This window comes from Sungkyunkwania multivorans (genome assembly GCF_042675645.1).
GTDB lineage: Bacteria > Bacteroidota > Bacteroidia > Flavobacteriales > Flavobacteriaceae > Sungkyunkwania > Sungkyunkwania multivorans.
Window position 1 is genome coordinate 372047 of the sequence record NZ_JBHTJH010000004.1, and the last position, 15022, is coordinate 387068.

Sequence of the window (15022 nt, forward strand, 5' to 3'; positions counted from 1 at the left end):
CTTTACATGAAAATTTTAATCATCAACTCGGGAAGTTCATCCATAAAGTATCAATTGATACAAATGCCAGACGAGATAGTGATCTGCACCGGATTGGTGGAACGAATAGGATTGGAAGACTCGATGATCCATCATCAAACTTCGAACAATAGGATTGAAGGCAAGATCGAGGCCAAAGATCACAAACAAGGCCTGGAAGGCATTGCCAAGATTTTGTTGGACCCGAAGAATGCGGTGATCAGGTCCACGGACGAAATAGCGGTCGTTGGCCATCGGGTGGTACACGGCGGAAGTTCTTTTTCCCAAACCGTATTTATCGATTCCGAGGTAAAAGAAAAGATCCAAAGTCTATTTTCATTGGCGCCATTGCACAACCCTCCCAATTTTGAAGGCATTGTTGTTGCCGAAGAGACCTTTCCCGCTGCTAAGCAAGTTGCCGTTTTTGATACCGCCTTTCACCAGACCATTCCAGAGGTTGCCCATAGATACGCCATTCCAAAGAAGTTATCTGATGAACGAAAGATCAGGCTGTATGGTTTTCACGGAACGAGTCATAAATATGTGTCTCAGAAGGCCATTGAATTCTTGGGAAAGAGCGAAAGTAAGGTGATCAGCATCCACCTTGGAAATGGTTGTAGTATGAGTGCTATCAAAAATGGTAAAAGCATCGACCACTCACTTGGTTTTGGACCTATGAATGGATTGATCATGGGAACACGCAGTGGCGATATCGACCAATCGGTGATCTTTTATCTGATGGATCGCTTGAAACTTTCCTCGAAAGAGGTCAGTGACATCTTGCAAAGGCAAAGCGGGATGTATGGGCTTACTGGGTATAGCGATTTACGCGAAATAGAAGAACAGGCGGAAAAGGGAAATAAGGATTGTGAGTTGGCATTGGCGATGAGCGCCTACCGCATAAAGAAATACATCGGCAGTTATGTGGCCGCGATGAATGGCTTGGACGCCATCGTTTTTACTGCAGGAATTGGTGAGAACTCATCCACCATGCGAAGCTTGGTCTGCCAGGATATGGAGGTCTTTGGAATAGTATTGGATGAAAAACGGAATGGTATTCGATCTCCAGAGATTCGAGAGATCGGTCATGTTACTTCCAAAATCAAGGTCTTGGTAATCCCCACAAATGAGGAATTGGAGATCGCTCGGCAAAGCTTTCAATTGTTGATGAACGATTAAAAATACCATTTATCGATATCATAGATCTTACGGTCGTTCAAAGTCTGGTTGATCAAATCAGGACGTATATTTATCATAAAACAGATAATAATCATGAAAACACAAAACAAAGTATTACTTGGTTTGTCTTTGGTTTTGGCTTTTGCCTGTACCGATCAAAAGAAAAAGGAGGAGCAGCAAAAACAGCTGGATCAAGCCGTCGAACAGATCGAGTCTGTAGAATCTGAGCTAGAGGCCATTTCCGAAGAAGTGGAGGACAAGGCCCAAGAGGTCAACAAATCGTTAAAAGAATTAGATAGCATTTAAAAAAAGTTAAGATGAAGAATTTAGGAATACTTTTAGTGTTTTTACTCTCTTTTCTTGTAGGCGGAAATCAATATACTTTCGCCCAAGGAAAATCCAAAGAAAAGAAGGAGCAAATAAAACAGAAAAAAGAGAAGGGTAAGGAGGCCAATGAAAAAGCGAAAGAGGCTAAAGAAAAGGCTGAGAAGAAAATAAAGGAAGCCAAGGAAGAGGCTGATGAAAAGGCCGAAGAGGCCGAAGAAGCGCTCGAAGAGAAGAAAGAGAAGGCAAAGGAGAAGGCTGAGAAGATAAAGGAGAAAAAGGAAAAGGAAATCAAAGGCAATGCCTACGGACGAAATAAGGGTGAGCTTTCTGGAAGGGAATTTGGCCAAGCCAGAGCATCGGAGGCTAGAGCAAAAATAAAGGAGCAAGAAAAGCGGCTGGCAGCTCATGAAGAGACCGTAGAGAACGGAAGAGAAAAGATCGCCAAAGCGAGGGAAAAGGTAAGGAGACAACGCCAAGAGAAAGAGATCACCGAAGAAGAAGCAGCGGAAAAAGAAGAGAAAATAAAAAAGGCGGAAGAGGAAGTCATCGAACTAGAAGAGGTGATAAAGAAGGAGAAGAGCGTTATCGAAAAGCAGAAGAAAGTGCTAAAGGATATTATGTTTCCTGATGCCAATTAACAATTGCTAACAAACAAATGGAAGCGCTCTGCAAAGAGCGCTTTTTTTGTACATTGTTTTGTCCTTATTTTGAATTCATTTCAAAACTTATGAAGAAATTTCTTTTATCCGTTATCGTTATCGCATGTCTTTCTTGCAAGAATGAGAATAACAATTCAGCACCAAAATCGGGCACATGGCGTGCCACACTTACCGTTCAAGACAATGAGACGCTACCCTTTATTTTTGAATATACTCCAAGCGGAACGGTCAAGATCTTCAATGCCGAGGAAGTGATCGAGGTGGACGAAGTGATGCTGAAAGGAGATTCGATCTATATTCGACCACCGGTCTTTGAAGGCTATATTGCTGGCACGTTTACAGAACAAAGTATACAAGGACAATTCATAAAGCCAAGTTTAGATAGGATCGTTCCTTTCAAGGCCGAATATGGCAATGAAGATCGTTTCGACATCATCGACACTCCAAAAGTGACAATTTCAGGAACTTGGGAGACGGTTTTCAGCCCAGAGAGTGATAAGGACAGCTATATTGCCAAAGGAATTTTCAACCAAGAAAAAGATAAAGTGACGGGAACCTTTCGCACGACCACTGGAGATTATCGCTACCTGGAAGGAGTGGTGGATGGAAATGAGTTAAGACTTTCCACTTTCGATGGGGCGCATGCATTTCTTTTTACAGCAGCTGTGACCGATAGCACCATGAGCGGAACGTTTTATTCTGGAAATCATTGGAAAGAGCCTTTCGTCGCAAAAAGAAATCCCAATTATGAGCTTCCCGATGAGCATACACTGACCTTTTTGAAAGAAGGTTATGACCGCTTGGGTTTTAGCTTTCCCAATGAAGATGGTCACATGGTCTCCTTGTCTGATAAGGAATTTAAAAACAAGGTCGTGGTCGTTCAGATAATGGGTACTTGGTGTCCCAACTGTTTGGATGAAAGCAAGTATTATTCCGAATTTTATAAGCAGCATAAAGATCAGGATGTTGCGTTTGTTGCTTTGGCCTTCGAGTATGCAAAGACCCAAGAACTTGCATGGCAGCGTATTAACAGACTAAAGGAGCATTTGAGAATAGATTATCCCATATTGCTAGCCCAATATGGAACTTCAGACAAGCAAAAGGCCAATGAAAAACTCCCGATGCTCAATCATATATTATCATACCCTACAAGTATCTTTATCGATAAAAAGGGCCAGGTAAGAAAGGTCCACACTGGTTTCAACGGTCCCGCCACGGGAGAAAAATACCATGAATTCAAGCACGAGTTCGAAGATTTTCTCGAACAACTGTCATCGGAAGAATCGCTTTAACATAAATTGGTGTTAAACTTCAGGTCGTTTAACAAGGCCCTTCGATTTTTTAACAGGACTGTAACACCCACCACCGACATTCCTTGTTAATTTCAGTATTAATTATACATCAAGTATATCGACCAAACTGATTTATAAACTTTAACAACCAATCAAATGAAACAGACGTATCAAAAGCTCTTAGGGGGCTTTATGCTTGCATTTGCTGTATGCTCTTTCCAATTTGCAAATGCACAATTGAACACTCCTCGCGGCAGTCAGATGGCCAAAACCATGCAACGGGTTGGAATCACCGACATTTACGTGAAATATTCACGACCTCAAGTAAACGATCGAGAGATCTGGGGCAATCTTGTTCCTTATGGCATGAACAATCTCGGTTTTGGTACTGCCAAGGAATCGCCATGGCGAGCTGGGGCCAATGAGAACACCACCATCACCTTTAATGATGCTGTCACCGTAGGAGGAAAGAAAGTTCCAGCGGGTACTTATGGATATCATTTGATCGTTAACGAGGATGATACGGCTACGGTCATTCTTTCGAGTGACTCAGGCTCGTGGGGAAGCTATTTTTATGACCCTGCAAACGACGTCGCACGTGTTGACATCAAAACAGAAACAGTACCCCACAGAGAATTTCTAACCTTCGAGTTCACCGAAGTGAACCCTAACGACGCCACACTTGCACTGATCTGGGAGAAAAAGGCATTTCCGCTTAAGATAGAGGTGGATGTGAAAGATATTGTCCTTGCCGATATTCGTGAGAAACTAACGAATTCTCCTGGGTTCAATCGCCAGTCTTGGGAACAGGCTGCGCAGTATGCATTGAATAACGGTGGTGATCTGAACGAGGCACTTGCTTGGGTCGATGCGGCCATCGCGGGACAATTCTTTAGCCAAAAGACCTTTAATAATCTTGGCATCAAAGCACAGATATTAATGAAACAGGGCAAGAAAGAGGAGGCCTTTGCTATGATGGACGAAGCTAGAGAAATGGGCACAGTGCTTCAGGTGCACCAAATGGGAAGACAATTGATCGCACTCGACCAAAAGCAGAAGGCACTTGAAGTATTCAAGTTCAATGCGAAAAAGAACAAAGATACTTGGCCTGTCCACTACGGCATGGCAAGAGGACTTTCGGCCATCGGAAAACATAAAGAGGCCCTGAAACATCTAAAGATCGCGCTAAACAATGCACCGAATAAGCCAAATAAGGATGCAATTGTTGCAGGAATTGCCAAACTGGAGAAAGGAGAAGACATCAATTAAAAAATCGAACATAATCATACGAAACGCCCTACAATAATTATAGGGCGTTTTTATTTGGAGACAAAATTTATGAACATGTCTATATGTTTATAAATATCTAATTATCAATATTATAATAGAAATATTGGTAATTAGATCGCGTTGTTAACAATTCCATTAACGATTTCGTAACATTCCGCGAGTGTTGTGTTTGTTTTCTAACAGTAATTTTAGAGAGCTGACTATTAACTAAACAACACGACAACTATGAAAAGAACACTACTCTGGTGTTTTTTGTTGGCATCGTTCTTGGGATATGCTCAGATCCCCAGCTATTATAACGATGTTAACTTAAACCTTTCTGGAACACAGTTAAAAGATGAGCTCGCTGTGAAGGTCATCACCACACACACCAACAACCTGTCTTACACACCTGGGGTTTGGGACGCCTTGAAACAGACCGATCTTAATCCTGCAAATTCGTCACAAGTCCTGCTCATTTATGGATGGAATGATAGCGATAGCGACATTACCAATGACCGAACACGTGGAGTCAACGATAATGGCGGTGGCACTGGCGTTTGGAATCGAGAGCATGTGTATGCAAAATCGCTTGCCAATCCTGACCTTGGAACTTCTGGACCAGGAGCGGATGCACATAATTTGCGTCCCTGCGATGCACAACGAAACTCCTCTCGAAGCAATCGCAGGTTTGCCGATGGCAGCGGTAATTCGGGTATTACACCGCAAGGATATTGGTATCCTGGCGACGAGTGGAAAGGGGATGTCGCTCGGATGATGATGTATATGTACTTGCGCTATGATAATCAATGTTATCCGTCTGGAGTTGGTACCGGAGCTACGGTGGCCAACGACCCAAATATGCTTCAGCTATTTCTGCAGTGGAATGCCGAAGATCCTGTTTCCCAAGTGGAAGAACAACGTAATCCTGTCTTAGAGGGGTTGCAGGGTAACCGAAATCCATTTATTGACAATCCAGCTTTTGCAACACAGATTTGGGGCGGACCGCAAGCCGAAGACAAATTTGGCTCTGGTGGTGGAGGAGACACCGAAGCACCGACCATTCCAAATGGCCTTTCTATAGCTTCGACGACCGCATCCTCGATTTCTTTGAATTGGAATCCATCTAGCGATAATGTTGCAGTAACAGGCTATGACATTTATTTGAACGGTTCATATACAGGGAGCAGCACTACGACCGACTATACCGAGTCGGGACTTATGGCTGGGACCACCTATAATTTTGCAGTTCTTGCCAAAGATGCAGCAGGCAACGCTTCTGTCTTAAGCAATACCATTGCTGCCACGACCAATTCTTCTGGTGGCGGTAGTGGTTCAGCTACCGAATTGTTCTTTTCAGAATATGTCGAAGGGTCCTCCTATAACAAGGCGTTGGAGATCGCGAACTTCACTGGAACCGCTGTGAACCTGTCCAATTATAGTATTAAAAAGCAAACAAACGGTTCAGGGTCTTGGTCAGCACCATTCGGGTTGGCGGGAACGCTGACCAATTCAGCCGTCTATGTGGTAGCGCATAGTTCTGCTTCTGCCACAGTAACTGCCAAGGCAGATGTTACCACTACCGCTAGTATTATCACCTTTAACGGTAATGATGCGGTAGGCTTGTTTAAGAACGATGTGCTGATCGATATTCTTGGAACTTTCAATGGGGGAAGCGCCAATTATGCACAGGATGTCACATTAAGAAGAAATTCGTCTACTACCTCACCAAATACGGTGTATTCAGTATCTGAATGGGATAGCTTTGCTGCGAACACCTTCGACGGTCTAGGAACCCATGCCTTGGATGGTGGTACTCCTACCACTGTTGTCTTGAATGAAGCTTACTTTGAGACGGGTTGGGATGGATGGATCGATGGAGGTGGAGATGCCTATCGCTATAACGGAAGTCGTTCTTACGAGGGAAGTTATTCTATAAGGATCAGAGATGATAGCAGTACGGCTTCTTCGATGACCTCGCCGACCTATGATATCAGCGGTTTCGACCAGATCGAGGCGACCTTCTATTTTTACGCCTATAGCATGGAGAACGGTGAAGACTTTTGGTTCCGTTATCACAACGGAAGCTCTTGGCAAACCGTAGCAAGCTATGCCAGAGGCGCAGATTTCGATAATAACACTTTCTATAGTGCCATTGTGATCATGGACAAAGCAGACTATAGTTTTGTTAGCAATGGTAGATTCCGCTTTCAATGTGATGCTTCGGCAAATGCCGATCAGATCTATATAGATCAAGTGACCATCAAGGGTATCACTGGGGCCTCATCTGGCAGAACGCCAATGATGGACAACAAAAAGCATGGATTGGATCTGATCGGTTATTTGGACACTCAAGATACTATGACGGAGCAATTTATGGTATATCCTAATCCGGTAGTTGGTGGTAGATTGTATGTGGACTTCTACGGAGAAAAAGTAGGGGCGTTTAAGATCTATAACCTGCTAGGACAAACCGTAAATCAAGGGAGTTTGTCTATAGATGCCGTTGACGTTGGGGATTTGAACAATGGAGTATATATTCTTGAAGTGAATGATGGAGATGAGATTGAGACCATAAAATTTGTAAAACGATAAGTCGGCCGTCGATCTAATATCACGATCTCACTTATATAGGATATTGAAAGCCTCTCTGAATGGAGAGGCTTTTTATAATTTCCTAATGAAGATGAATCCTCAATGAGCTTAGATAGTTGAGAAGTCTTAGTTGGATGGTTGATATTTGGGATGTTCGGTCTTCCAGAAGAGAAAGGTCATAATGTCTGCCAGCTCTTCATTTCTTTTATCGATATCAGCCTGAAATCCGTGCCCCCCGTCAAAGTCAACCATTAACATCACATCATTGTTGGGATTTGCCTGCTCTAAACGAGCGGCAAATTTTGCAGCTTGCCAAGGCGGTACTCTGGCGTCGTTCATCCCTGCGGTAAGTAATACCGAAGGATATTTCGTTCCGTCCTTGATACTTTGGTACGCATCCATTCTTAGCAAGGCCTTAAATTCGGTGGAGTCATTGACGGTACCAAATTCCTTGACGTTGTTTTTACCATTAAGGCCAAACTCTGACCGAAGCGGATTTAATACGCCAACTCTGATCACTGCAGCTGCATAGAGGTCTGGGCGCTCGGTGATGGCTCTACCGACGGTGATACCTCCGGCACTGGCACCCCAAAGGGCGGTTTTATTCTTTGACGTATATTTTTCATCGATCAAATATTCTGTAGCGGCGATCAGGTCTTTCCAAGAATTGTACTTGGTCTCCTTGTATCCTGCCTTGTACCAGCTGTCACCTTTTTCACCACCACCTCTAACATGAGCTACGGCATAGATTCCTCCATTGCGTACCCAATGTAGTAGATAAGGATAAAGATACGGGCTGTTGGACCACTTGTAGGCGCCATAGGCATTGATCAGCAAGGGATTCTTGCCATTTTTCTTTAGATCCTTATTATAGATGATGGAAAGTGGCATCAACGCTCCGTCGTGCGAAGTGATCTCGATCTCTTCTACGATAACATCACTTAATTCAGGATGGTCTTCCACTGGGGCGAGATTCTCTTTTACAAATATTTTTTCTTGCCAATTATAGAGATAGCGATCTTCATAATTGAGCCAGCCCTCTATTTTAACTTCCAAGTTGAACTGGTCCGAATTTGCGGACGAAATATTAATGCTGCCCGCGGGTGTCGGAAGATCGATTTTTATATGTTGCCCATCTTTTAAAAGAAACAGCTTGGCATCTACACCATTTTTCGTCCGCACATAATACAAACCATCTTTCGTAACGGCGAAGTCTGTGATAACCCCATCTGGACTTTCGTCTACCATAACCTTCGGATTTATAAAATCGGGATCATCGAGGTTGGTTACGCAAATTTTAAAGTTAGAGGCGTCCCTGGCAGTTCGGTAGTAAAAGGTAGTGCTGTCGATCACATATTGTCTTATCAGTTGTGATTTGCCAAAGAGAGGAATCCATCTTCGAGCTGTATTCTCAATATCAGCGATTCTCTTATAGAAATAATTGGAATAGCCGACACCGCCAGCTTTAGCCAACAGGTAGGGACTGTTTGGATCTGGGATAAAGATCATCGCCAGATCCTCCTCGTTGATATCGATTTTACTACTCTTTTCCTTCGCGAAGATCACCTTGCGATCATTGGGATCTTCTCCTAATTTATGTAATATAGACTGAGTATTGAGAAGGTAATTTTTGGCCCTACGATCTATATTAGGAATATAGGTATATGTAAAACCACTGTTATCTGGAAGCCAGCTGATACCTCCGAGTTCTGAGGGCCAGCAATTGGATATGCGGAGGTCTTCGAGTGTACGAGTCCTTACATTGAATACTACAATTTCCGAGATCTCCTCATCGTCTTTGGTTATTGCTAGGGCAATTTTAGAGGCGTCCCAACTGGGCTTTAAATATGTGATGGTGTAGCTACTGGATTCTTTTGTGGTCGTCTTCAAAAACGTAGGTGACCACAACAATTCTTCGGCATTCTCACCAATACGTCTTCGATATAGATCATAGGTTTTACTCTTGGGTAAGCGTTTTAAATAGAAATAGTATTGCTTTGCAGTATAAAGTCTCTTTACAGCTGCTTTAGAACCTTGCGTGTTATTGGTGATATTCGCTAGTAGAATATTTCTTTCTGAAATTTTCTCCAATTTTTCTGTGGAGGATCGGGTGTTTTTCTCCAACCACCGTATTACAGTACTGTCTGCTAAATTTTCAATATTTCGAAATGGATCTTGCACCGAATGCCCAAAAAATGATTCGGTCACATTGTTCGGTTCAAAGGTCATCTTTTGGTTTTTCTCATCGCTACAAGCGATTTGTATGAGTAAAGATAAAACAAGTATGCCATAGGTATTTCTCATTCTTTGGGCAATATAATGGATGCTAGATCGGATAGTACATTTCAAATAGTTGACGAATAGACAGAATTACTGTTGCATGGTCTTGGTTTGGGTATCGCCTGTACCACTTACGTCGTCGTCATCGTCGTCATTGTTATTGACGTTCAAGTCTGGAACAATCGACACATGGCCTCCTTTAATCAAATGCTGATTTTGAATTTGTGCGATTCTGAATTTTTCTAGATTTAGTTTTCCTGTCAATGTGTTTAAAGTTTTCATGATTCAAAGGATTTTTTTGGTTATGAGTGCAAGTTAGTTCGAAGTCCACTCCAAAAGCAAGTAAAGGGTCTCGCTTTTTATAAATTTCGATACGCTATACAATATATAAAATACTTAAAATCAGATAATTAACTCATGCCTTCTAGCTTTTTTATAAAGTAAGATGGATAGATGCCATTTTTATTATAAAAGGCTTTAGAGAAGGATTCTGCATTTCTAAAACCTACTTCGTTAGCGATTGCTTTTATCGTATACGACCTAAATAAATGGTCATTTTTCAATTTGGAAACAGCATAGTTGACACGAATATTGTTGATATAATTGGAAAAGTTCATCTGCTTAGAATGATTGATGATCTTGGATAAGTAGGTACTGTTGGTTCCCAACTCTTTAGCCAATCTGTGTAGACTATACTTGGAATCTACAAACTTGGCCGATTGTTCAAACTTGTTCAATTTCTTAAGGACATCTTGTACAAGGTCTTCTGGCAGGTCCAAAGACTCTTTTGTTTTTGTTGCCTTTTGGGTACCGCTGTAATTTGCCAATTGGTCTTTTTCATTGTTTTCGCTATCTATAAGTTGTTTGAAACGTTTCTTATAGACGTAATTTTTACGAAGTGCATAGAACAGCAATAACAATGCGAGCACTGCGACGATTAGCACCACCCCTAACAATGACTTTGATCGTAGCTTATCATTTTCTAATTTTTTGATGAGTCGTTCTTTTTCCATCAAGAGCATCGGTGACTCATATTTCTTGACGATCTGTTTGTTTAGGTTCTTGAAGTCATCATTGATAATACTATCAGCAGTTATAAATTTGTTAAGCGCCCAAAGTTGAGATTCGGTGTCATCGTTATTCCGGTATAGTTTTACCAACATCTCATAGGCGTCCTTTGCATTATAGATCACCTCGGGCTCTGTCTGGTAGATAGAATCCACCTTCTTCAAATATCTGATAGCCTGAGCTACGTCCTTGCTTTTTTCATAGGCCTTTGCGATATACAGATAGGTGTTAGACAGATTTTTCTTGTCATCTCCGAGAATAGTGGAGGCCTTTTGTAAACTGTCTATGGCTTCCTCATATAAAGATGCTTTGGATAGTTCTTTCTTACCGTCGTCTATTACAACAGCACGTTTTCGAAGGCTATCGATGATTTCATCATTTTCTCCCATATAATAGCTAGTGATGCCATATCCAGTTAAAAAATGTGGGTATAGATATTGGTCTTTATATGAAAGGCTTAATTGTATTCCGGCGTCATTGAAGATCTGGGCAGAATCCAATAGGCTGTTCTTACTGTAAGAGTCTGCCAGGGCATAGAGCGATCTTAGATATTGTTTTCGTTCTGAGCGTTGCAAGCCAAGATCTTCGATGCTTGACACGTTCTTTCGAAATATATCTAGTGATTCTTTATAGTCTTTACTAACATTCTTAAGGAGCCCTACATAATGTTTTACAGTGATCTGTTTAATGATATCCTCGTTGCGTATCGCCAGATCGTTTGCAAGCACGAAATTCTCCAGTGCCTGATTATATTCCGAATTATAGTATAGCTGTATGCCTTTTTGCAAATAGGACTTGGATAATTTGTCCTCGTCTTTTGCCTTTTTTGCATAAAACACCATGCTATCAGCATACTCTATTGCCAGCGGGGTATGGGAGTATCTATTTGAGAAATTTTCATAGGCATCTACGATCCTCGATGTATTCTCTTCTTCTATTGCCTTTTTTAAGAAAGCATTTGAATACAATATTGCATTCGTTGTTTTAGCTGCGATGTATTCGTCTATTTTCTCTTGCAGCTCTGCATACGACTTTTGTGTTAGTGAGGCGGACGGAGCCTCTTGAGACCATGCGGAAGAAATAAATAAAGAACATATCACCAAGTGGCGGGCATGATATAGGCTTTTGTTCCTTCTTGATCCGGAGTTCTCAAGCATATTTAACCACGATGACAGCCCCTCTTGAAAATTTAAAAAGAGTGCTGGTATGTATATAAATCTACTATTTATCAAGGGAAAAACGGGTAACAAAAGTTAGTTCCTATAAATGTACTTTATAGTTTGCTAAAAAACAACTAAAGAAGCCCGTAAGCCATTAAAAATAAAGGATTTTGCACGAAGTCGAAATTTATAAATCTATGGGTGGAAATTTATAAAAGCCGTGCGGCATCATTTGATTTTACGTATTTCCTGCCATTACTTTGATCTCAGAAACATCGTGGTCGTCGCTTTGATACAAGCACAAATTCGATGACCATCTTGAATCTAAATTACAGTCGCGACAAGAGGCGTAACCCAAAAAGCCTTTAACAGAGTAGGGAAACAATTTCAAAAACTTTAAAAAATGAAAAATTTAGAAAAAAGTCTTTCGATCACTGAATTAGAAGAGCGTCATGAAATGGCTGCAGTTGCACCTGAAGGTGTAGATGCGCTAGAGATAGAGCGCTGTAGAGACAGATGTGGAGCAGCTGAAGAGCAAGCTTTCATCGAAAGTTACCAACAATAAAAATGTAAATGCCATAGCATTTGCTGATCACTATGGCATTTTTAAAGAATTAATCATTTAAAACACAAAATTATGAAAAATTTAGAAAAAGCATTATCGATTGTAGAATTGGAAGAAAGACACGAAATGTCTGTTGCAGCACCAGGAGAATATACCGCTGCAGATATAGGACGTTGCGAAGGCAGATGTAGAGGCGTTATCGACGAAGCGATCGCTGAGCAGGAAAACCAAATTGCTTAGAGCAATATTTTTAGAAAGGCGGTGTTTTCCACCGCCTTTTCATTCTTAAAAAACCACAAAATGTCAGAGACGTTACAATATCGTATAGAACCAACCGCAGATAAAGACACGGTGATTCTCACCATCCACGGAAAACAATTTTATATCGGAAAACTGTTATCCGAGATCTTCGATCTTCATTCACAGAATTTCCCTTTGGATCGTATCGTAGCGTCCTTGAATCAGCGTCATAATGCCAACTTGGACAAAAACTTCGTACAAGAGGTCATCACTACCAAAATACCCACGCTCACCAAAGTGCCTACTACAAAAAAAGCAACATCGGTTAGAAGCTTTGGCGCTATAAATAACCTAGAACGGTTTGGAATCCTCATGAGAGGAACCAGCTTCCTGTTTGGAGCAAAGCTTTTCTATACGCTATTAAGTATCTTCTTTCTGATCAACCTAACATTCTTATTCCTCTTAGAGCAACCAGTGGTAACTGACATTCCATTCAAGACCCCGATCATCATTTTGGCTGTCATCTTTATCATAATTATTCACGAAATAGGACACGCCACGGCATCTTACAGCAACGGTATTGTTCCCAAAGAAATAGGGGTAGGATTGTATTTTATTTTTCCAGCCTTTTACACCGACCTTACCGAAGTTTGGAAGTTGAGCAAAGAGAAGAGAGTGATCATCAACCTCGCTGGAATTTACTATCAGTTCATTCTGAATACGATCTTATTCATATTGATGATCACAAACATATCTCCGCAATTGAATCATCTGTTTTTTGTATTGGCCACAGTAAGTTTTTGGCTTGCCATGTACAACCTCAATCCATTCTTTAAGTTCGATGGCTATTGGGTAATTGCAGATATGTTTGGTCTTCCCAATCTACGCAAACAATCCATGGACCTCATAAAAGAATCCTTCAAAAGAAATTTTGAACTACTGCACGATGCATCCAAACCGCTAGTGATATACGCGGTCTCTTACTTGATCTTTATGAGTTACATCTTTTATCTGGTGATATCGTTTGTGATCAGCCAGCAGCAAAAATTTTGGAAAACACAACCCATGGGAGAAGGATATACCATTTGGGATTGGATTGTCTTGGCAATTTCAATACTCGTCATGTGCTTCTTCCTATTTAGAGTCTACAAAGCAATAAAACCTAAGAAAACATGAAAACAACAGTTTATAACAAGACCAGATCACCTTTTTTTATTATTGAAAAGGAGCGTTCTATACTGAATGATACGATCTCTGGAAAGAAGTATGAGGTAGGAGAAGAGGTGCTTCATTTTGCCGCTACTCGCAGAAACATCTCAGATGTGGACAAGCTAACGGAACGCGAAGAGACCATCCTGAGCAATTTGCTGTCCATCGGATTCTTTGTGGACAAGGATAACTTGTTGAAAACTACCTACCGACTTAGGTTGCGTAACGAGAAGATGTTCGACTTTGCCGATCTCCGACCAGAAGAAAATGGAAAGATAGCCCTTGTTGGAGTGCCATTTGGAAAAGGTAATTATACCTCTGATAAGACCAAACATTTTCCAGAAATATTTCGCAAGACCTGTGCTAGCCAGAATTTGACATTCAGAAACAACTTGAAGGCGCTCCAACCAGGTTTCATATCATCTTTTTCTAATTATTCCTTAGAAAATCTATCAAAGGCATTGACCAATGACCTCTTTAGAGATGCCGGAGACGTATATGTGCATCATTACGAATCACGTCTGGATTTTTATAAGAAGCTAGAGAAGATCGCCGAAGAGCTTTATACAAAGCACACGCCCTTTTTCGTAGGAGGAGACCATTCGATAACCTACAGCACACTAAAGGCAGCTGCCAAGAAATATCCAAAGATCACCGTGCTGCATTTCGATGCGCATACTGATACCTATTCTTCTAACTATAACGAAATCCTGAATCAGCTGCAGCTGCATCACCATGGTAACTTTGTTTCTAAAATTATCGATGATCCATCGATAGTGAATTATGTGCAAATCGGGATCAGAGGACTAGGTAACTCCTCAGGACAAAAGCACCCCAAAATAAAAGCATTTTGGGCTCATCAGCTAGAGAAGCTAGCAAAAGGTCAGATCTTTTCACAAGATCCAGAAATGGTGTATTATATCACATTTGATATCGATGTGCTAGATCCCTCATTCGCTCCAGGAACAGCGACTCCCGTCGTCAATGGCCTCTCCGTGGCGCAGGTCTATGAGCTTTTCGATCTGCTACTGGAAAATAAAAGGATCATTGGTGGTGATATTGTGGAAGTGAATATTGAAAAAGACCAAAACAATGTCACCATAGGACTCGCCACCGAGATCATCTTCAAGCTGCTAAGTTATATCAATGTTTAATCAAAAA

At 41.4% G+C, this 15022-nt stretch carries 13 protein-coding genes; 10 read left to right on the plus strand and 3 right to left on the minus strand.

All coding sequences use genetic code 11. The annotated features are described in order from the left end of the window. Positions 1-6 precede the first annotated feature (6 nt). The 6 genes from ACFQ1M_RS04665 (at position 7) to ACFQ1M_RS04690 (ending at position 7339) form a co-directional block, all read left to right on the plus strand. Complete coding sequence (locus ACFQ1M_RS04665) at positions 7-1197, plus strand: acetate/propionate family kinase (RefSeq protein ID WP_386404602.1); 1191 nt, start codon at positions 7-9, stop codon at positions 1195-1197. Between the two features lie 93 nt (positions 1198-1290). After that, the gene (locus ACFQ1M_RS04670; RefSeq protein ID WP_386404605.1) at positions 1291-1503 is read left to right on the plus strand and encodes a hypothetical protein; all 213 of its coding nucleotides are present in this window, start codon (positions 1291-1293) and stop codon (positions 1501-1503) included. 11 nt (positions 1504-1514) lie between these two features. Next, positions 1515-2162, plus strand: coding sequence for a hypothetical protein (locus tag ACFQ1M_RS04675; protein ID WP_386404608.1), 648 nt, complete (start codon positions 1515-1517; stop codon positions 2160-2162). 89 nt (positions 2163-2251) lie between these two features. Beyond that, positions 2252-3475 carry a peroxiredoxin family protein gene (locus ACFQ1M_RS04680; RefSeq protein WP_386404611.1) on the plus strand — a complete coding sequence of 408 codons (1224 nt, stop codon included), beginning with the start codon at positions 2252-2254 and terminating at the stop codon, positions 3473-3475. 156 nt (positions 3476-3631) lie between these two features. Continuing rightward, the gene (locus ACFQ1M_RS04685; RefSeq protein ID WP_386404614.1) at positions 3632-4744 is read left to right on the plus strand and encodes a DUF2911 domain-containing protein; all 1113 of its coding nucleotides are present in this window, start codon (positions 3632-3634) and stop codon (positions 4742-4744) included. 246 nt (positions 4745-4990) lie between these two features. Then, a complete protein-coding gene (locus ACFQ1M_RS04690) occupies positions 4991-7339 on the plus strand; it encodes an endonuclease (protein WP_386404617.1) in 2349 nt (782 codons plus the stop codon). Positions 7340-7465: 126 nt separating this feature from the next. Here ACFQ1M_RS04690 and ACFQ1M_RS04695 read toward each other — a convergent pair whose 3' ends face one another. The 3 genes from ACFQ1M_RS04695 to ACFQ1M_RS04705 all read right to left on the minus strand — a co-directional run bounded on the left by ACFQ1M_RS04695 (position 7466) and on the right by ACFQ1M_RS04705 (position 11844). Next, complete coding sequence (locus ACFQ1M_RS04695) at positions 7466-9643, minus strand: prolyl oligopeptidase family serine peptidase (RefSeq protein ID WP_386404620.1); 2178 nt, start codon at positions 9641-9643, stop codon at positions 7466-7468. Between the two features lie 66 nt (positions 9644-9709). Then, a complete protein-coding gene (locus tag ACFQ1M_RS04700; protein ID WP_386404623.1) occupies positions 9710-9901 on the minus strand; it encodes a hypothetical protein in 192 nt (63 codons plus the stop codon). Positions 9902-10029: 128 nt separating this feature from the next. Beyond that, entirely contained in the window at positions 10030-11844 is a 1815-nt protein-coding gene (locus ACFQ1M_RS04705) for a helix-turn-helix domain-containing protein (RefSeq protein WP_386404626.1), read from the minus strand. A 406-nt stretch (positions 11845-12250) separates the two neighbouring features. On the opposite strand from ACFQ1M_RS04705, the gene ACFQ1M_RS04710 reads away from it, so the two are divergent. The 4 genes from ACFQ1M_RS04710 to ACFQ1M_RS04725 all read left to right on the plus strand — a co-directional run bounded on the left by ACFQ1M_RS04710 (position 12251) and on the right by ACFQ1M_RS04725 (position 15015). Further along, positions 12251-12412 (plus strand): hypothetical protein, encoded by a 162-nt coding sequence (locus ACFQ1M_RS04710; RefSeq protein WP_386404629.1) that lies wholly within the window; start codon positions 12251-12253, stop codon positions 12410-12412. A gap of 72 nt (positions 12413-12484) precedes the next feature. Beyond that, positions 12485-12652 carry a hypothetical protein gene (locus ACFQ1M_RS04715; RefSeq protein ID WP_386404631.1) on the plus strand — a complete coding sequence of 56 codons (168 nt, stop codon included), beginning with the start codon at positions 12485-12487 and terminating at the stop codon, positions 12650-12652. A 60-nt stretch (positions 12653-12712) separates the two neighbouring features. Then, positions 12713-13828, plus strand: coding sequence for a site-2 protease family protein (locus ACFQ1M_RS04720; RefSeq protein ID WP_386404634.1), 1116 nt, complete (start codon positions 12713-12715; stop codon positions 13826-13828). Next, complete coding sequence (locus ACFQ1M_RS04725; protein ID WP_386404637.1) at positions 13825-15015, plus strand: arginase family protein; 1191 nt, start codon at positions 13825-13827, stop codon at positions 15013-15015. Before ACFQ1M_RS04720 ends, ACFQ1M_RS04725 begins: the two co-directional genes overlap by 4 nt. The last annotated feature ends 7 nt before the right edge of the window (positions 15016-15022 follow it).